General features: G+C 71.9%; 19 protein-coding genes and 1 tRNA gene. 9 read left to right on the top strand and 11 right to left on the bottom strand.

The genetic code is table 11. The features are described 5' to 3' along the window. Positions 1 to 38 precede the first annotated feature (38 nt). Entirely contained in the window at positions 39 to 431 is a 393-nt protein-coding gene (locus PKE79_RS11200; protein WP_271173774.1) for a DUF4307 domain-containing protein, read from the top strand. A gap of 96 nt (positions 432 to 527) precedes the next feature. Beyond that, positions 528 to 1,016: a transcription elongation factor GreA gene (gene greA / locus PKE79_RS11205; RefSeq protein ID WP_271173775.1), complete on the top strand. Its 489-nt coding sequence runs from the start codon at positions 528 to 530 to the stop codon at positions 1,014 to 1,016. Between the two features lie 49 nt (positions 1,017 to 1,065). On the opposite strand, the gene ilvA is transcribed toward greA, so the two are convergent. Together ilvA and PKE79_RS11215 are read right to left on the bottom strand one after the other, a co-directional pair. Continuing rightward, a complete protein-coding gene (gene ilvA / locus PKE79_RS11210) occupies positions 1,066 to 2,337 on the bottom strand; it encodes a threonine ammonia-lyase (RefSeq protein WP_271173823.1) in 1,272 nt (423 codons plus the stop codon). A 5-nt stretch (positions 2,338 to 2,342) separates the two neighbouring features. Beyond that, positions 2,343 to 3,578, bottom strand: coding sequence for an AI-2E family transporter (locus tag PKE79_RS11215; RefSeq protein ID WP_271173776.1), 1,236 nt, complete (start codon positions 3,576 to 3,578; stop codon positions 2,343 to 2,345). Between the two features lie 94 nt (positions 3,579 to 3,672). Between PKE79_RS11215 and PKE79_RS11220 the strand changes: the two genes are divergently transcribed. Both PKE79_RS11220 and PKE79_RS11225 read left to right on the top strand, forming a co-directional pair. Beyond that, the gene (locus PKE79_RS11220) at positions 3,673 to 4,941 is read left to right on the top strand and encodes a winged helix-turn-helix domain-containing protein (RefSeq protein ID WP_271173777.1); all 1,269 of its coding nucleotides are present in this window, start codon (positions 3,673 to 3,675) and stop codon (positions 4,939 to 4,941) included. A 23-nt stretch (positions 4,942 to 4,964) separates the two neighbouring features. Continuing rightward, positions 4,965 to 5,888 carry a hypothetical protein gene (locus PKE79_RS11225; protein ID WP_271173778.1) on the top strand — a complete coding sequence of 308 codons (924 nt, stop codon included), beginning with the start codon at positions 4,965 to 4,967 and terminating at the stop codon, positions 5,886 to 5,888. A 24-nt stretch (positions 5,889 to 5,912) separates the two neighbouring features. Here the strand turns inward: PKE79_RS11225 and PKE79_RS11230 are convergent, their stop codons facing one another. Further along, entirely contained in the window at positions 5,913 to 6,479 is a 567-nt protein-coding gene (locus PKE79_RS11230; protein ID WP_271173779.1) for a LemA family protein, read from the bottom strand. 92 nt (positions 6,480 to 6,571) lie between these two features. On the opposite strand from PKE79_RS11230, the gene PKE79_RS11235 reads away from it, so the two are divergent. From PKE79_RS11235 to PKE79_RS11255, 5 genes are all read left to right on the top strand, one after another. Continuing rightward, on the top strand, positions 6,572 to 7,108 hold the full coding sequence (locus tag PKE79_RS11235; RefSeq protein ID WP_271173780.1) for a GNAT family N-acetyltransferase: 537 nt from the start codon (positions 6,572 to 6,574) through the stop codon (positions 7,106 to 7,108). A gap of 64 nt (positions 7,109 to 7,172) precedes the next feature. Then, entirely contained in the window at positions 7,173 to 7,943 is a 771-nt protein-coding gene (locus tag PKE79_RS11240; protein ID WP_271173781.1) for an isocitrate lyase/PEP mutase family protein, read from the top strand. 19 nt (positions 7,944 to 7,962) lie between these two features. Then, the gene (locus PKE79_RS11245; protein WP_271173782.1) at positions 7,963 to 9,123 is read left to right on the top strand and encodes an aminotransferase class I/II-fold pyridoxal phosphate-dependent enzyme; all 1,161 of its coding nucleotides are present in this window, start codon (positions 7,963 to 7,965) and stop codon (positions 9,121 to 9,123) included. 24 nt (positions 9,124 to 9,147) lie between these two features. Further along, positions 9,148 to 9,828 (top strand): DNA alkylation repair protein, encoded by a 681-nt coding sequence (locus PKE79_RS11250; protein ID WP_271173783.1) that lies wholly within the window; start codon positions 9,148 to 9,150, stop codon positions 9,826 to 9,828. Between the two features lie 37 nt (positions 9,829 to 9,865). Next, entirely contained in the window at positions 9,866 to 10,447 is a 582-nt protein-coding gene (locus tag PKE79_RS11255; protein ID WP_271173784.1) for a dihydrofolate reductase family protein, read from the top strand. A gap of 14 nt (positions 10,448 to 10,461) precedes the next feature. Here PKE79_RS11255 and PKE79_RS11260 read toward each other — a convergent pair. From PKE79_RS11260 to PKE79_RS11295, 8 genes are all read right to left on the bottom strand, one after another. Next, positions 10,462 to 10,534: transfer RNA gene (locus PKE79_RS11260), tRNA-Leu, on the bottom strand. Between the two features lie 68 nt (positions 10,535 to 10,602). After that, complete coding sequence (locus PKE79_RS11265; protein WP_271173785.1) at positions 10,603 to 11,994, bottom strand: NAD(P)/FAD-dependent oxidoreductase; 1,392 nt, start codon at positions 11,992 to 11,994, stop codon at positions 10,603 to 10,605. A 35-nt stretch (positions 11,995 to 12,029) separates the two neighbouring features. Continuing rightward, entirely contained in the window at positions 12,030 to 13,400 is a 1,371-nt protein-coding gene (locus tag PKE79_RS11270; RefSeq protein ID WP_271173786.1) for a S8 family serine peptidase, read from the bottom strand. Next, entirely contained in the window at positions 13,397 to 13,915 is a 519-nt protein-coding gene (locus tag PKE79_RS11275) for a DUF501 domain-containing protein (protein WP_271173787.1), read from the bottom strand. Before PKE79_RS11275 ends, PKE79_RS11270 begins: the two co-directional genes overlap by 4 nt. A gap of 9 nt (positions 13,916 to 13,924) precedes the next feature. Further along, positions 13,925 to 14,473, bottom strand: a complete 549-nt coding sequence (locus tag PKE79_RS11280; protein ID WP_271173788.1) for an FtsB family cell division protein — start codon at positions 14,471 to 14,473, stop codon at positions 13,925 to 13,927. A gap of 33 nt (positions 14,474 to 14,506) precedes the next feature. Continuing rightward, a complete protein-coding gene (eno, locus tag PKE79_RS11285) occupies positions 14,507 to 15,787 on the bottom strand; it encodes a phosphopyruvate hydratase (protein WP_271173789.1) in 1,281 nt (426 codons plus the stop codon). An 87-nt stretch (positions 15,788 to 15,874) separates the two neighbouring features. Next, complete coding sequence (locus PKE79_RS11290) at positions 15,875 to 16,543, bottom strand: O-methyltransferase (RefSeq protein ID WP_271173790.1); 669 nt, start codon at positions 16,541 to 16,543, stop codon at positions 15,875 to 15,877. Between the two features lie 10 nt (positions 16,544 to 16,553). Then, the gene (locus PKE79_RS11295) at positions 16,554 to 17,345 is read right to left on the bottom strand and encodes an ABC transporter ATP-binding protein (RefSeq protein WP_271173791.1); all 792 of its coding nucleotides are present in this window, start codon (positions 17,343 to 17,345) and stop codon (positions 16,554 to 16,556) included. Between the last annotated feature and the right edge of the window lie 3 nt (positions 17,346 to 17,348).

Raw genomic sequence — 17,348 nt, forward strand, 5'->3', positions numbered from 1 at the left:
GTCCCAGCCTAGTTCGCCCGACCTGAGAGGACGACGCCGTGACGATCCAGCAGCGTCTCGACGAGCGCTACGGGCGAATCCCCCGCCGCTCGCGCCGCATCGCATGGATCGCGGGAATCGCGCTCGCCGCCCTCGCGGTCGGGTGGTTCGGGTGGTCGACGATGCAGACCGCCGCCGCCGAGGTCGATTTCGACGATCTCGGCTACGAGGTGCGCAGCGAGCACGAGGTGTCGGTGACCTTCCAGATCACCTCGGGCTCGCGCGAGAGCGTCGCCTGCGCGCTCGAGGCGCTCGACGAGCAGTTCGGCGTGGTCGGCTGGCGGATCGTCGAGTACCCGCCGTCCGACGCCGTGTCGGCCTCGCACACCGAGAGCATCCCCACCGTCGCGGAGGCGACGACCGGAATTGTGAAGTCCTGCTGGGTTCCGTAAGATCGACGGTCAGTCCATCCGACGCCCCGGCGACCTGCCGGGGCGTCTTCACATATGCCGGCCCCCTCGGCCGCGCATCCACGAAGGAGACAGACCGTGTCCGATGACACCCAGGTCCCGTTCCTGACGCAGGAGGCGTACGACCGCCTCGCCGCCGAGCTCGAGCACCTCTCGACCACCGGTCGTGAGGAGATCGCGAAGCGCATCGAGGCGGCCCGCGAGGAGGGCGACCTCCGCGAGAACGGCGGCTACCACGCGGCCAAGGACGAGCAGGGGAAGCAGGAGGCGCGCATCCGCCAGCTGCAGGCGCTCCTCAAGGACGCGAAGGTCGGCGTCGCCCCCGAGTCCAACGGCATCGTCGAGCCCGGCACCGTCGTGACGGCGGTCGTGTTCGGCGACCAGGAGCGCTTCCTGCTCGGCAGCCGCGAGATCGCCGGAGGCACCGACCTCGACGTCTACAGCGAGCAGAGCCCGCTCGGCGCCGCCATCCTCGGCCTCAAGGAGGGCGAGAAGACGAGCTACCAGGCGCCCAACGGCAAGGACATCCCCGTCGAGATCGTCAAGGTCGAGACCTTCACGGGCTGAGCCCGCACGCACGAGAGGGCGACGGCCGGCCGGCCGTCGCCCTCTCTCGTCATTCCGGCAGGATCTCGGGCCGGAAGCCCGCGTCGCGGAGGATCTGCAGCGTGAGCAGCTTGTGCTCCTCGCCGCGCGTCTCGACGGAGATCTGCAGGATGACCTCGCTGATCTGCATGCCCTGCCCGTGCCGTGTGTGCAGCACCTCGATCACGTTCGCTCCGGCCTCCGCGAGGAGCTCGGAGACGCGCGCGAGCTGACCGGGACGGTCGGGCAGCGGGATGCGGATGGTCATGTAGCGGCCCGACGCGGCGAGGCCGTGCGCGACGACCCGCTGCAGCAGGAGCGGATCGATGTTGCCGCCCGACAGGAGAGCGACCGTGGACCCCTGCGGACTCACCTTGCCCGCAAGGATGGCCGCGACGCCGACCGCGCCGGCCGGCTCGACGACGACCTTCGCCCGCTCCAGCAGCACGAGGAGCGCGCGCGCGATGTCGTCCTCCCCCACGGTCACGACCTCGTCGACGAGCTCGCGGACGATCGCGAACGGCACATCGCCCGGGCGGGCGACGAGGATGCCGTCGGCGATCGTCGGCTTCGTCTCGACGCGGACGGGCTCTCCGGCGGCGAGCGACGGGAGCATGGGCGCGGCGTTCTCAGCCTGCACGCCGATGATCCGCACCGTGCGCCCCGCCGCGGCCGCCCGTGCCTTCGCGGCCGCGGCGACGCCCGCGATGAGGCCTCCGCCGCCGATCCCCATGATGATCGTGTCGACGTCGGGCACGTCGTCGAGGATCTCGAGGCCGAGCGTGCCCTGGCCGATGATCACGTCGCGGTGGTCGAACGGGTGGATGAGCACGGCTCCCGTGCGCTCGGCGTGCTCCGCAGCGCGACGCAGCCCGACGTCGACGGTCGCGCCGTCGAGCACCACCTCGGCGCCGTAGCCCTTCGTCGCGAGGAGCTTCGGGACGGGAACGCCGAGCGGCATGTAGATCGTCGCCGGGATGCCGAGCTGCTGCGCCGCGAGCGCGACGCCCTGCGCGTGGTTGCCCGCCGAGGCCGCGACCACGCCGCGACGCCGCTCGTCCTCCGTGAGGCGCGACAGGCGGTAGGTCGCCCCGCGCACCTTGAACGACCCCGTGCGCTGCAGATTCTCGAGCTTGAGGTGCACCGGGGCGCCGAGCACCTCGCTGAGGTGCTGCGAGTACTCGGTCGGGGTGTGCTCCACGACGCCCTCGAGGAAGCGCGCGGCCTCCTCGAACTCGGCGAGCGCGGGGATCGGCGGGGCGTCCGGCGTCGCGTGAGCGTCCTCGGGTGCGTCCGCGTCCATCCGCGTCATGTGCGTGCCTTCCTGTGGTCGTCCTCGTCGCCTCGGCCGAGGCTCTTGGGGACCGTGCTCCAGATGAGATCGGCCGAGCGGACCTCGGCTCCCGTGCGCCACGACCCCGAGCTGAGCGTCACGGCCACGACGTTCACGAACGCCGCGACCGGCACCGCGAACAGGGCGCCGGCGATGCCGCCGACCATCGAGCCGCCCGCGACGACGAGGACGACCGCGAGCGGGTGCACCTTGACGGCCGATCCCATGAGGAGCGGCTGCAGGATGTGGCTCTCGACCTGCTGCACGAGCAGGACGACCGCGAGCATCGCGACGCCGATCCAGATGCCGTTGTAGGCGAGCGCGATCACGACCGCGAGCGCACCCGTGACGATGGCGCCGACGAACGGGACGAATGCCCCGAGGAACACGAGGACCGCGATGGGGATGGCCAGGGGCACGCCGAGCGCGAACGCGCCGATGCCGATGCCGATCGCGTCGATCGTCGCGACGATGATCTGCGTGCGCGCGTAGTTGATGAGCGTGGTCCAGCCGTTGCGCGCCGCCGCGTCGACGGCCGGCCGCGCCGCGCGCGGGAAGAGCCTGAGGGTCCAGCGCCAGATGCCGGCGCCGTCGAGGAGGAAGCACAGGAGCACGAAGAGCGCGACGAGCGCGCCGGCGGCCACGTGCCCCACGGTCGAGCCCACCGCGAGCGCGCCGTTCAGGAGGAGATCGGCCTGCTCCTCGACGAGCTGGAGGCCTCCCGCGAGCAGGTCGTCGAGCTGCTGGGCGGTGACGAGCCCTCCGTCGATGAGGAAGGTCCGCAGACCGGCGATCGACTCGGCCGCGCGGGCGCGCACCTCCTCCGCCTGCCGCGAGATCTGCCAGACGACGAGCCACACGAGGCCCGTCACGATCGCCAGCGTCCCGAGCACGCTCACGACGACCGCGAGCACGCGCGGCACCCGGTGGCGCAGCATCCACGAGAAGAACGGGAACAGGAGGGCGGTGAGCAGCGTCGCCACGAAGATCGGGATGACGAGCAGCTTGAACTGGATGACGAGCCAGACGATCACGGCGGCGACGGCGGCGAGCACGAGGAAGCGCCATCCGTAGGCCGTCGCGATGCGCAGTCCGACGGGGACCTCGACGGGATCCGCGGGCGGAGGGCTCGCGGGAGGAGCGCTCGGCGGCGCGGCGCGGCGTCGACGGAGGAATCCCGCGCGAGAGCTCGGGGGCGTGTCGTCGCTCATCCTCGTCATCCTAATCCCGGGTGCATTCCGCTGTCGGCACGCGATCGGCCGCCTGCGCGACCCGGTGTCGGAGGTCGCCGGTAGCGTTGCGCGCGTGAAGGATGTCCTCTCGGCTGCCGAAGCCCGCCGCGTGGGCCTCGCCGCCCAGGGCCTCTCCCGTGCGCGTCCGGCCGCGCCCTCGCTGCGTCATGTCCGCCGCGAGCTCGCGCGCATGCACGTCCTGCAGATCGACTCCGTGAACGTGTTCTCCCGATCGCACTACATGCCGCTCTTCTCGCGGCTGGGGCCCTACGACCGGGATCTGCTGGATCGCCTCGTCCTGACCCCCGCGCGTCGGGGGCGGGCGCCCGAGCACGTCGAGTACCTCGCCCACGAGGCGACCTTCGTCCCGGTCGCGGACTGGCCGCTCTGGCGATTCCGCATGGACGCCATGCGGAGCCGGTACGCGGGGCCGGGAAGCTGGTTCGCCGCGAACGCCGACACCGTGAACTGGGTGCGCGCCGAGCTCGCGGAGCGCGGTCCGCTGCGGCCCGCGGAGATCGAGCGCGATGTCGAGGCGAGCCGCGGCCCGTGGTGGGGCTGGGACGACGTCAAGCGCGCCCTCGAGATGCTGTGGCGCTTCGGCGAGGTCGCGATCGCCGGCCGCAACGGCTTCGAGCGCCGCTACGGCCTCGCCGAGCACCTCATCCCGCACGAGCACCTCGAGCGCGTCGTCGCCCCCGACGACGCGGTCCGCGAGCTGGTGCGCCGGGCGGCGCTCGCATACGGCGTGGCCACGGCATCCGACATCGCCGACTACCACCGGCTGCGCGACCGCCGCGGCGTCCTCGCCGCCGTGTCCGACCTCGAGGACGCGGGAGAGCTCGTCCCCGTCGCCGTGCGCGGGTGGGAGCGCGCGGGCCGTGCGCTGCCGGCCTGGCGTCATCGGGACGCCGTGCTCCCCCGGCGCATCGACCGCGCGACCCTGCTCACCCCCTTCGACCCCGTCGTGTGGTTCCGCGAGCGCGCGGAGCGGATGTTCGGATTCGACTACCGCATCGAGATCTACACGCCGGCCGAGCGGCGCCGGTTCGGCTACTACTCGCTCCCGCTGCTCGTCGGAGACCGCATCGCGGGTCGGTTCGACCTCAAGGCCGACCGCGCGGCGGGCGCGCTGCGCGTGCAGTCCGCCTGGTGGGAGGCGCACGTCGATCCGGCCGCCGTCGCCGAGAGGGCGGCGGAGGCGCTGCGCGAGGCAGCGGCCTGGCAGGGGCTCGACGCGATCTCCGTCTCGCACTGGGGCGATGCCGCGGACGATGTCGCGCACGTGCTCGACGCGCCGCGCCACGCCCATCCCGGCGCTCTCCGAGCAACGGCTGATTAGTGTTGCGGGTGGAGGCAGCCCGCATGAAACGACCCCTGGTCCCGATCCTCGCCGTCGTCGGCGTGATCGTCGTCTGCATGCTCGCGATCGGCTTCTGGTCGACCAGCCGACCGGCGAGCGCGGAGGAGACGGCCGCGCGGTATCTCGACGCGCTCTCGTCGGGCGACGCCGACGCGGTCCGCGCCCTGCTCGCAGACGCCGACGCCGTGCCGGACACCGCGTGGAGCGCGTTCTCCACGGCGTCCGCGCATCTCTCCTCCGCCGAGATCGTCGAGGTCGACGAGTCGGAGGACAGCGCCCAGGTGCGGGCGGAGGCGACCCTCGACGGGGAGCCGCAGGAGCTCGCGTTCACGCTGACCTCCTCCCCATCGGGATGGCACGTCGCCGAGGTCCCGCTCTCGCCCGTGACGGTGACGGCGACGCGCGGCGCGTGGGTGGATGTGGCCGGCGAGCCGGTCGCGCTCGAGGCCGGCGCCGCGCAGCTCGCACTCCTTCCGGGCTCGTACGAGGTGTCGGCGTGGCCCGCCGAGTACCTCGACGGAGCAGCCACGGCCGAGGTCGGCACGTCCGCCGAGCCGGTCGCGGTCGATCTCGCGCCGACGTTCACCGACCAGGCGCTCGCCGATGCCGAAGCCGAGCTGACCGCCCATCTGGAGGGCTGTCTCGCGACCGCCTCCGAGGTGCCGCAGGGCTGCGGGATGATCGTCCCCTGGCCGGCCGACCTCGCGGAGGCGGCCGAGGTCTCCTTCCGTGCGGACCGGATGCCCGAGACCGCGATCGACCTCGAGACGGGCACCTTCCAGGCCACCGGCGGCGCCGTCGTCGCGACCGTCACGGGCACGCGCCCCGACGGCACGGAGGGCGTCTTCACCTACCGCACCGATGCCTGGAGCCTCTACGGAACGATCTCGCTCGATGACGAAGGGCTCCTGCTCAGCGTGAACTGAGCAGGAGCCCTTCGGCCCGAGCGGTCAGAACTGGACGCGCGGCGGCTCGGAGATCGCGGCCCCGCCGTCGACCTCGAAGAACTCACGCTGGGCGAATCCGAGGTTGCGCGCGAAGAGGTTGTTCGGGAACACCGAGATCTTCGTGTTCAGCTCGCGGACGCCGCCGTTGTAGAAGCGGCGCGAGGCCTGGATCTTGTCCTCGGTGTCGACGAGGCTGTGCTGCAGCTGCAGGTAGTTCTGGCTCGCCTGCAGCTGGGGGTAGGACTCCGCCACCGCGAACAGGCTCTTGAGGGCCTGCTGGATGTGGTTCTCGGCGACTCCCGCCTCCGCGGGGCCCGATGCCGCGAGCGTCTCGGCGCGCGCCCGCGTGACGTTCTCGAACACCGCCTTCTCGTGCGCCGCGTAGCCCTTCACCGACTCGATGAGGTTCGGGATCAGATCCGCTCTTCGCTTGAGCTGGACCGTGATCCCGCTCCACGCCTCGTCGACGCGCACGTTGAGCTGGACGAGCGAGTTGTACGTCGCCCACAGGTAGATCGCCGCGATGACGACGATCGCCACCACGACGAGAACGGGAATCAACCACTCCACGACGGAACCCCCTTGGTTTCTGCGTCCATCCTAGACACCGCGCCATCCGCGGCCACCGTGCGCCGCCTGCGCATCCGCATACGATGGCGTCCGTGATCGCACGACCCGACTCCTCCCTCCGCTTCCGCTTCGCGACCGTCGACGACGTCGCGGCGATCGTCTCCGTCGTCGAGCGCGCCTACCGTGCGGACGACGCCGGCTGGACGACCGAGGCGCACCTCATCGGCGGGCGCCGCACCGGCGCCGACGAGGTCGAGCAGCTCGTCGGCTCGGCCACCGGCGGGCTCCTGACGCTCTCCGATCATGGCGACATCGTCGCGACGTGCCACCTCGATCGGCGTGCGGATCACGCCTACTTCGGGATGTTCGCCGTCGACCCCGCCCGCCAGGCCCGCGGGTTCGGCGCGGCTCTCCTCGCGGAGGCGGAGCGCGTCGCACGCGAGGAGTGGGGATCCCCGCGGATGCGGATGACCGTGATCTCGGCGCGGACGGACCTCATCGCGTGGTACGCGCGCCGCGGCTACCGCCCCACCGGCGGCACCTCCCCCTTCCCCTACGGCGACGCGCGCTTCGGGGAGCCGCGCGTGGCCGGCCTGCGCTTCGACGAGCTCGAGAAGCCGCTCGTGTGAGGTCACGGGAGACACACATGCGCGGACGACCCTGGCGGGCGCCGCGGGTCGATAGCGTCGAGGCATGAGCATTCAGGACAGGGCCCTCTCCCTCAAGTCGCTGCACGAAGCCCCCGAGATCCTCCGCGTCGTGAACGTGTGGGACGCGGTCAGCGCCCGCACGGTCGCCGGCCTGCCGGGCACGCGGGCGATCGCCACGGCCGGCCACTCGATCGCGGCATCGCACGGATTCAAGGACGGCGAGATGCCGCTCGAGGTCAACCTCGCGGCGATCGCGCGCATCGTCGAGGCAGTGGACCTGCCGGTCACGGCCGATCTCGATGCGGGATACGACGACGCGGCCGACACGGTGCGCCGTGCCATCGGCGTGGGCGTCGTGGGCGCCAACGTCGAGGACCGCCTGGCTCCGTTCGACGATTCCGTCGCGAAGGTCGCCGCGATCACCCGCGCGGCGGAGGCCGAGGGCGTGGCCTTCCAGCTCAATGCGCGCACCGACGCGTTCGTGCGCGCGGGCGACCGGCCCCGCGACGAGAGCATCGAGGACGCGATCGCACGCGGACGCGCGTTCCTCGACGCCGGAGCGAGCCTCGTGTTCGTTCCCGGCGCGCTCGACCGCGACACGGTCGCCCGACTCGTCGAGGGCATCGGGGAGCGCAAGGTCAGCGTGATCGGGCTGCCCGGCGCGCTGACGGCCGCCGAGTACGAGGCGCTCGGCGTCGCACGCATCTCCTACGGTCCTCTGACGCAGCGGGTCGCCCTCCGCGCGCTCCGCGATCTCGCCACCGACCTCTACGGCGACGGCGTGATCCCGCAGGACACGCCCGCCCTCAACTGACGGCCGTCGTCGCATGAGGATGTCCCGCCGCGCCGAGCGCGTGGAGCCCTTCCACGCGATGGCGTTCGGCGCGCGCGCCGCCGAGCTCGAGGCGGAGGGCCACCGTGTCATCCGCCTCGGGCTCGGCGAGCCCGACTTCGGCGCACCGCCGACCGTGCGCGAGGCGATGCGGGCGGCGATGGACGGCCGCCCGCTCCCCTACACGCCGGCGCTCGGGCTGCCGGCGCTGCGCGCGGCGATCGCGGGCTTCTACCGCGACCGGCACGGCGTCGACGTCGACCCGCGCCGCATCGCGGTCACGTCGGGCGCGTCTGCGGCGCTCCTTGTCACGCTGGCCGCGATCGCAGACGAGGGCGACGAGGTGCTCCTCGCGGACCCCTCGTACCCGTGCAACCGGCAGCTCATCGAGACGTTCGGCGCCCGTGCGGTGACCCTCCCCGCTCCCGCGGCCGCGCGCTATCAGCTCGATGCGGCCGCGGTCGCGGACGCCTGGACCCCGCGCACGCGCGCCGTCATGATCGCGACGCCCGCGAACCCGACCGGCACGACCATCCGCCCCGACGAGCTCGCGGCGATCTGCGCCTTCGCCCGGGACCGCGGGGCCTGGCGTCTCGTCGACGAGATCTACCTCGACCTCGCCGATGAGGGCGAGAACGGGCTCCGGCCGCGGACGGTGCTCGCTCATGATCCGGACGCGATCGTCGTGTCGAGCTTCTCGAAGTACTTCGGGATGACCGGATGGCGTCTCGGATGGTGCGTGCTCCCCGAGGAGCTCGTCGCGCCCGTCGAGCGGCTCGCGATGAACTACTTCCTGTGCGCGTCCACGCCCGCCCAGGTCGCGGCGCTCGCGTGCTTCACGCCGGAGACGCTCGCCGTCTGCGAGGACCGCAGGGCCGAGCTGCGCGCGCGGCGGGAGATCGCGCTCGCCGGGCTCGCGGAGCTGGGCCTCTCGGTGCCTGTGCCCCCGGACGGCGCGTTCTACGTCTACGCCGACGTGTCCTCGACGGGCATGGACGCCTGGGGGTTCTGCCGCCGCGCCCTCGAGGAGGTGCACGTCTCGCTCACGCCGGGCCGCGACTTCGGCGCAGCGACCGCGCAGACGCACGTGCGACTGTCGTACACGGCATCGCGCGCGGAGCTCCGCGAGGGGCTCGCTCGCCTGCGCGCCCTGCTCGCATGAGCCGCAGGCGCGTACGCTGAGCTCATGGCCCAGGGGATCGCCGACTCGACCGTGTCCGATGTGCTCGCCGAGCTCACCGCGCTGGAGGATCCGCGGATGCGCGCGGTCAACGAGCGGCACGGCGACGACCACGGCGTCAACCTCACGAAGCTGCGGGCGGTCGCGAAGCGCCTCGGCGCCGACACCGGCCTCTCCCGCGCGCTGTGGCGCACGGACGACACGGCGGCGCGCCTCGTCGCCGTGCTCGTCGCGCGGCCCCGCGAGCTCTCCGCGGAGGAGCTCGACGCCATGCTGCGCGAGGCCCGCGCGCCGAAGGTGCAGGACTGGCTCGTGAACTACGTCGTGAAGAAGGGGCCGCACGCCGAGGCGCTTCGCACGCGCTGGTTCGATGACGCGGATCCGACGGTCGCGGCCGCGGGCTGGGACCTCACGACCGACCGCGTCGCGAAGAAGCCCGAGGGCCTCGACCTCGAGGATCTCCTCGACCGGATCGAAGCCGACATGAGGGATGCCCCGGACCGCCTCCAGTGGGCGATGAATCAGACGCTCGCGACCATCGGCATCCACCACCCGCACCTGCGTGAGCGGGCGATCGCGATCGGCGAGCGACTCGAGGTGCTCAAGGACTACCCGACGCCGCCGAACTGCACGTCGCCGTACGCCCCGATCTGGATCGCCGAGATCGTGCGCCGCCGCGAGGGCTGATCTGGCGCGCAGGCCCGGTCATCCCTAGCCTCGCGTCATGCGCAGGCTCATCGTCTCGGTGCTCGTCTCGGCAGACGGCTTCTTCGAAGGGCCGGAACACGACCTCGCGGTGATGCCGTTCGAGGACGCCTTCAACGACCACAATCTCGACCTTCTGCGGAACGCCGACACGATCGTCTACGGCAGCCGCTGGTTCCGCCTCAACTGGGACACCTGGTCGGCCGTCGCCGAGAGCGACGACTCCGGCGCACGGGACCGGGAGATCGCCGAGCGCGTGCTCGCCCTCGAGGCGGTCGTCGTCAGCGACTCGTTCGCGGTGAGGCCGGAGGATCCGTGGGCGGCGACGACACGCGTCGTCCCGCGCGCCGAGGCGACCGCGGAGATCGCTCGACTGAAGCAGGCGGAGGGGCGGGACATCATCATGTTCGGCAGCTCGACCACGTGGAATCCGCTCCTCGCGCACGGGCTCGTCGACGAGCTCATCCTGCTCGTCGGCCCGGCCCTGGTCGGCGGCGGCTCGCCGCTGTACCGGGGCGCGCCCGCGCCGCTGCTCCTGCGCGGCGCCCGCGTGCTGCCGGGCTCGCAGCTCGTGGCGATCACCTACACGCCGGCCTCCTGAGCCGGCCCGCTCGGTCCCCCCGCTGGGATTCGAACCCAGACTGAAGCGAGTTTAAGTCGCCTGCCTCTGCCGTTGGGCTACGGGGGGTGGAAACGACGCTACGGCATGGCGAAGGCCGTCACCGACCAGCGGTGACGGCCTTCGCGCGAAGCTGCTCAACGAGCGGCCGCAGGCTCCTCGACCTTGGGCTGCTCGGCGGGAGCCGGCTGCTCCTCGACCTTCGGCTTCGGCCGCGAGGCGTAGGTCTCGAAGAAGACCCGGGGCGCCTGCGTGGTGCCGAGCTGGACGGTGTCGCGACCGAGGAAGAAGTTGTGCACCCAGCCCCAGATGACGCGCCACTTGCGCTCCCACGACGGCATCGCGAGGCCGTGGTAGCCGCGGTGCGCGACCCAGGCGACGAAGCCCTTGAGGGCGATCTTGCCCGACTGGAAGGCGCCGTTGTAGAGCCCGAGGCCCGCGACCGCGCCGAGGTTCTTGTGCACGTAGTCGACCGGCTGCTCGCCGCGGATGACCGCCACAAGGTTCTTCGCGAGGCGCTTCGCCTGACGCACGGCGTGCTGGGCGTTCGGGACGCACATGCCGCCCACGCCGCCGCCCGTGAGGTCGGGCACGGCCGCGACGTCGCCCGCGGTCCACGCGCCCTCGACGACGTTGCCGTCGGCGTCGACGACGCGCAGGTCGGCCTGGGCGCTGATGCGGCCGCGGGCCTCCTTGGGCAGGTCGCCGCCGTTCACGACGATGGGGTTCGCCATGACGCCCGCGGTCCAGATGATGAGGTCGGTCGGGTACTTCTCACCCGTCGACGTCTCGACGACGCCGTCCACGGCCGAGGTGACCTGCGTGTCGAGGTGCACGTGCGCGCCGCGCTTGGCGAGGTCCTTGAGGACCCACTCGCTCGTCTCGAGCGAGACCTCGGGCATGATGCGGCCCATCGCCTCGATGAGGTGGAACTGCGTCTCGTCGAACGAGATCTCCGGGAACTTCTCGAGCAGCGCGTTCGCGAGCGAGCGGAGCTCGGCGAACGTCTCGATGCCCGCGAAGCCGCCGCCCACGACGACGGTCGTGAGGAGGCGCTGGCGGAGGGGGTTGTCCTTCGGGAGGGCGGCGGCCTTCTCGAAGTTGCCGATGAGGGTGTCGCGCACCGCGACGGCCTCCTCGATCGACTTCATGCCGATCGCGTTGTCGGCGATGCCCGGGATCGGGAACGTGCGCGAAACCGACCCCGCGGTCACGACGATCTGGTCGTAGGTGTACTCCCACGCCTCGCCGCCCTCGGGCGTGATCGTCGCCGTCTTGCGGGCGTGGTCGATCTTCGTGACCTTCGCCGTGATGAGCTTCGTGCGCTTGAGGTGACGGCGGTGCGAGACCACCGCGTGGCGCGGCTCGATCGACCCGGCCGCGACCTCGGGCAGGAAGGGCAGGTACGTCATGTACGGAAGCGGGTCGACGAGGACGACCTCGGCCTCTCCGCGTCGCAGGTGCTTCTCGAGCTTCCACGCGGTGTAGAACCCCGCGTATCCACCACCGACGATGAGAATCTTGGGCACGTGAAACGTCACTCCTTGAGTTGATGTTCGGCTGGCTATCGCTGCGCGCGCGTCGAACGAACGCGCCTGACCGCAGACACGACGCCGAGCACGACAAGAATACCAGCGGCGCTCAGCGCGAAGAGCGGCAGCGTCACCTCGCGCATGCTGTCGGCCGACGGGGCGAACGGAGAGCTCGCCTCACCGGGCGCATCGGCGGGTGGGATGGGCGGGATCTCGACCGCTCCCGCTGTCGGCGTGGGCTCGGGGCCCGAGTCAGCGCGACGGTGGAGCGCGATCCAGTCCGCGAGGCTCCCCAGGGGGTTCTCGGCCACCCGCGAGACGGGAGCGCTCACGGCCGCCTCGGCGTCCACGAGACCGTATCCGTACTGCGGGTCGGGCACGTCCTCGACCTGGGGAGGGCGGTTCGCGGTCGAGATGATCCGGTTGATCACGTTCGCCGCGTCGAGGTCGGGGTGCGCCGACCGCACGAGCGCGGCGATCCCGGCGACGATGGGCGCCGCGCCGCTCGTGCCGTTCCACGTCACGACGTCGCCCGTCGCCGAGACGCCGAGGAGCTGCTCGCTGGGCGCCGCGACGCCGATCGTGATGCCCTGCGTCGACGCGCCGACCGAGGCCACGCCGCGGGTGTCGACCCCGGCGACCGCGAGCACGCCCGGGATGGTCGCGGGCGCGCCCACGACGGTCGTGCCGCTCGCCCGGTTCCCCGCTGCCACGACGACGACGACGTCGTGCTCGAAGGCGTACAGGAACGCGTCGTCCCAGCTCTCGTCCCAGTCGAGCGTGTTCGTCGTGAACGAGAGGTTGATGACATCGGCACCGTGGTCAACGGCCCACACCATCGCCTTCGCGACCTGCTCGTCGAACGGGACCGCCGCCGAGGAGCCGAAGCCGATCGAGATCGACAGCAGGTCCGCCTCCGGCGCGACGCCGATCATCCCGGTGTCCTCCCCTGTGCCGCGCCCGGCGGCGAGGGAGGCGACGTACGAGCCGTGGTTCTGGTCCTGCACGCCGACGGGCGTCCGGCCGTCCTCGGACCCGACGCCCGACACATCCGTGCCGTCGGCGACGGCGCCCTCGAACTCGGCCGGACCCTTCGCGATGCCCGTGTCGATCACCGCGATCGTCGCGCCGGCCCCGCGCGTCGTCTCCCACGCCTCGTCGATGCCGTACTCCTCGAGCCAGTACTCGGCCGACCGGATCGGATCGTCGGGCTCGGGGGTCTCGGTGGGCGTCGGGGTCGGAGACGGGGTCTCGTCGTCGCCCTCGTCCTCGTCATCCGCGGTCGCGGGCGCGGCGACCGGCGCCGCGGGCGCCGTCTGCGCGAGCGCCGACGGCGACGCGGGAGCGGCCGCGCCCGCGAGCGCCAGGAGGGCGATGACGAGGGAGGCGACGCGTCGGGTCATGCAGCCGCGCCGGGATCCTCGCAGGCGCACCGCTCGGGCGACCACGCCGATCGCTCGAGGGCGAGATCGCCGATCGGGTTCGCTCCCGGACCGGCGGCCAGGGCGTGCCCGGCGAGCGCGTGCAGGCACTTCACCCGGGTCGGCATGCCGCCCGCGGAGATGCCGGCGATCTCGGGCACGTCGCCGAACTGCGCGCGGTCGGCGAGGTACGCCTCGTGCGCGCGGAGGTAGCCAGCGCGCACGTCCTCGTCCGCCTCGAGCAGCGCGGCGAGCTCGAGCATCAGCTGGTTGGCCTCGAGGCGCGACATCTCGGCGGTCGCCGCGGGGTGCGTGAGGTAGTAGAACGTCGGGAACGGGCTTCCGTCGGGAAGGCGCGGCGCCGTCGCGACGACGGTGGGGTTGCCGCACACGCAGCGCGCGGCGATGCCGACGACGCCGCGGGCCTCGCGCTGCAGCTGCGCCGAGACCACCTCGAGATCGACGGGGCGCACGGGCTCGAAGGGAGGAGTCGTCACCCCGTCAGGCTACTGGTCGGTGCTGGAGTCGGGCTGGAAGACGCCCCCGCCGTCGAGCGCGGCGTCCTCTTCGGAGACGGCGTTCTCGGTGAGCCCCGCGGCCACGACCGACCGGAGCATCTGGCCCATCCAGTCGTGCTCGGCCTCCTCGACCTCGGCGCTCACGGGGTCGGGCTCGCGCGGCTGATCGGCCTCCTCGAGGTCGTTCTCCACGATGTACACGACCTCCCCCGGGAAGCCGTAGAACAGGCGCTCCCGCGCCTGGGTCGTGATGTAGGCGGGGTCCTGCCAGCGGGAGCGCTCGCGCTCGAGCGCGTCGACCTCGTCCTGGCTGACCTGGACGGCCTCCTGCAGGAACGCGATCCGCTGGCGCTGCTCGAGGTACGTGCTCGCGGTCGGCACGAGCACGAACGCCGCGAGCACGACGAGGCCGAGCATGATGACCGTGAACCCGGAGAGGCGGATGCCGCCGAGCCAGCCGCGCACGTCGACAGGACGGCCGTCCGCACGGCCCCGTCCGCGAACGGCGGAAGGGGGAGCCGATGGTCTTCTCGCCATGACTCCCCCTTCCGAGCGGGGCTCTCGCCCTGCTTACGCCGTGAAGCGCGGGAAGGCGCTGCGGCCGGCGAACTTCGCTCCGGCACCCAGCTCCTCCTCGATGCGCAGAAGCTGATTGTACTTCGCGACACGGTCGCTGCGAGCGGGCGCGCCGGACTTGATCTGACCGCAGTTGACGGCGACCGCGAGGTCGGCGATCGTCGTGTCCTCGGTCTCGCCCGAGCGGTGCGACATCATCGCGGTGTAGCCGTTGCTCTGCGCGAGCGCGACCGCGTCGAGCGTCTCGGTGAGCGTGCCGATCTGGTTGACCTTGACGAGCAGCGAGTTCGCGACGCCCTTCGCGATGCCGTCCGAGAGACGCTGCGGGTTGGTCACGAAGAGGTCGTCGCCGACGAGCTGGACCTTGCCGCCGATGCGGTCGGTGAGGGCCTTCCAGCCCTCCCAGTCGTCCTCGGCGAGGGCGTCCTCGATCGTGACGAGCGGGAAGTTCGCGAGGAGGTCCTCGTAGTACGACGTGAGCTCCTCGGCCGTGAGCTGCTTGCCCTCGAAGTGGTAGACGCCGTCCTTGAAGAACTCGGTCGACGCGACGTCGAGGCCGACGGCGATGTCCTTGCCCGGCGTGAAGCCGGCCTTCTCGATCGCGGCCATGAGGAAGTCGAGCGCACCGCGGTTGCTCGGGAGGTCAGGGGCGAAGCCGCCCTCGTCGCCCAGGCCCGTGGCGTAGCCGCCGGCCTTGAGCTCGCTCTTGAGCACGTGGTAGGTCTCCGTGCCCCAGCGCAGCGACTCGCTGAAGGTCTCCGCGCCGAGCGGCACGAGGAAGAACTCCTGCATGTCGACGCCCGTGTCGGCGTGCGCGCCGCCGTTGATCACGTTGAGCGCGGGGACGGGCAGCACGTGGGCGTTGGGGCCGCCCACGTAGCGGAACAGCGGCAGGTCGGCGCTGTCGGCGGCGGCCTTGGCGACCGCGAGGCTCACGCCGAGGATGGCGTTCGCGCCCACGCGCTTCTTGTTCTCGGTGCCGTCGACCTCGATGAGCGCCTGGTCGATGACGCGCTGCTCGCTGGCGTCGAGGCCCTCGATGGCCGGGCCGAGCTCGTCGATGACGGCGTCGACGGCCTTCTGGACGCCCTTTCCGGCGTAGCGGCCCTTGTCGCCGTCACGCAGCTCGTATGCCTCGAAGGCGCCGGTCGACGCGCCGGAGGGGACAGCCGCGCGCTGCACGATGCCATCGTCCAGCAGCACCTCCACCTCGACGGTCGGGTTGCCTCGCGAGTCGAGAATCTCGCGAGCGCCTACAGCCTCAATCAGTGCCACGGAAGTACTCCTTGTCGGTGGGTGATGCGGGGAGCGACGTCGATCCGCTGGCCAGTCTATTGCCGACGCGCGGTCGGTCCTGACCGGTCAGACGCGCACGGCGATCGCGAGGCCGTCCCAGCCCTTCACGCCGACCGTCTGCAGGCCGGTCGCATCGAAGCGGGGGTCCTCGCCCAGCATGGCCAGGCCGCCGCGCACGCCCTGGATCTGAGGGTCGTCCGTGTCGGCGTTCGCCACCTCGCCGCTGCGCCCGATGTTGTCGACCACGATGACCGCGCCGGGCTGCGAGAGCCGCGCCGCCCAGTCGAGGTAGACGGTGTTCGACTCCTTGTCGGCGTCGATGAAGACGAGGTCGAACGGCGCCTCGTCGGCGAGACCGGGCAGCACGTCGGCGGCGCGGCCGATGCGGATGTCCACGCGCTCCCCCACCCCGGCGGCGTCGACGTTCTCCCGCGCGAGCGCGGCGTTCGCCGGCTCGGCCTCGATCGAGATCAGCCGCCCGTCCGCGGGCAGCGCCCTGGCCATCCAGATCGCGGAGTAGCCGGCGAGCGTGCCGATCTCGAGCACCCGCCGCGCACGGGAGATCCGCACGAGCAGATGGAGCAGCTTGCCCGCGACGGGCGCGACCTCGATGGGCCGAAGATGCGCGCGATCCTGCGACGCGAGCGTGGCGTCGAGCGCGGGGTCGCTCCCGACGAGGGTCTCGGCGAGGTAGCGGTCGACGGCGGCCCATGCGTCGGGATGCGAAGCGGTCATGCCCCGATTCTCAGCCCAGGAGGGCCCGGTCGTCGAGGGTCGCGCCCTTGATCTTCTGGAACTCGGCCAGGAGATCGGGAACCGTCAGCCTGCGCTTGCGCTCCTCGGTCGCCTCGAAGACGATGCGCCCCTCGTGCATCATGATGAGCCGGTTGCCGAGGGCGAGCGCCTGCTCCATGTTGTGCGTGACCATGAGCGTCGTGAGGCCGCCCTGCTCGACGATCCGCTGCGTGAGCCGCGTCACGAGGTCCGCGCGCTGCGGGTCGAGCGCCGCCGTGTGCTCGTCGAGGAGCAGGATGCGCGGCTGGGTGAAGCCGGCCATGAGCAGCGAGAGCGCCTGGCGCTGGCCTCCCGAGAGGAGCCCGACCTTCGCGTGGAGTCGGTCCTCGAGGCCGAGCTGCAGCACGCGCAGCTCCTCGCGGAAGCGCTCGCGCTGCTTCCGGGTGAGCCCGCGGCCGAGGCCGCGCGGCCTGCCGCGGCGCGCGGCGAGGGCGAGGTTCTGCTCGATCGTGAGGTTCGGCGCCGTGCCCGCCATGGGGTCCTGGAAGACCCGGCCGACGTACCGCGCACGCTGGAACTCGCGGAGCCGGTTGACGCGGCGTCCGTCGATCGAGATCGTGCCGCCGTCGACGGCGATCCGCCCCGAGATCGAGTTGAGCAGCGTGGACTTGCCCGCGCCGTTCGACCCGATGACCGTGACGAAGTCGCCCTCGTCGAGCGTGAGGCTGAGCCCGGCGAGCGCGCGGCGCTCGTTGACCGTGCCGGGGAAGAACGTCTTGACGATGCCGTCCATGACGAGCATGGC

It is taken from the genome of Microbacterium barkeri (assembly GCF_027921765.1).
Lineage (GTDB): Bacteria > Actinomycetota > Actinomycetes > Actinomycetales > Microbacteriaceae > Microbacterium > Microbacterium barkeri.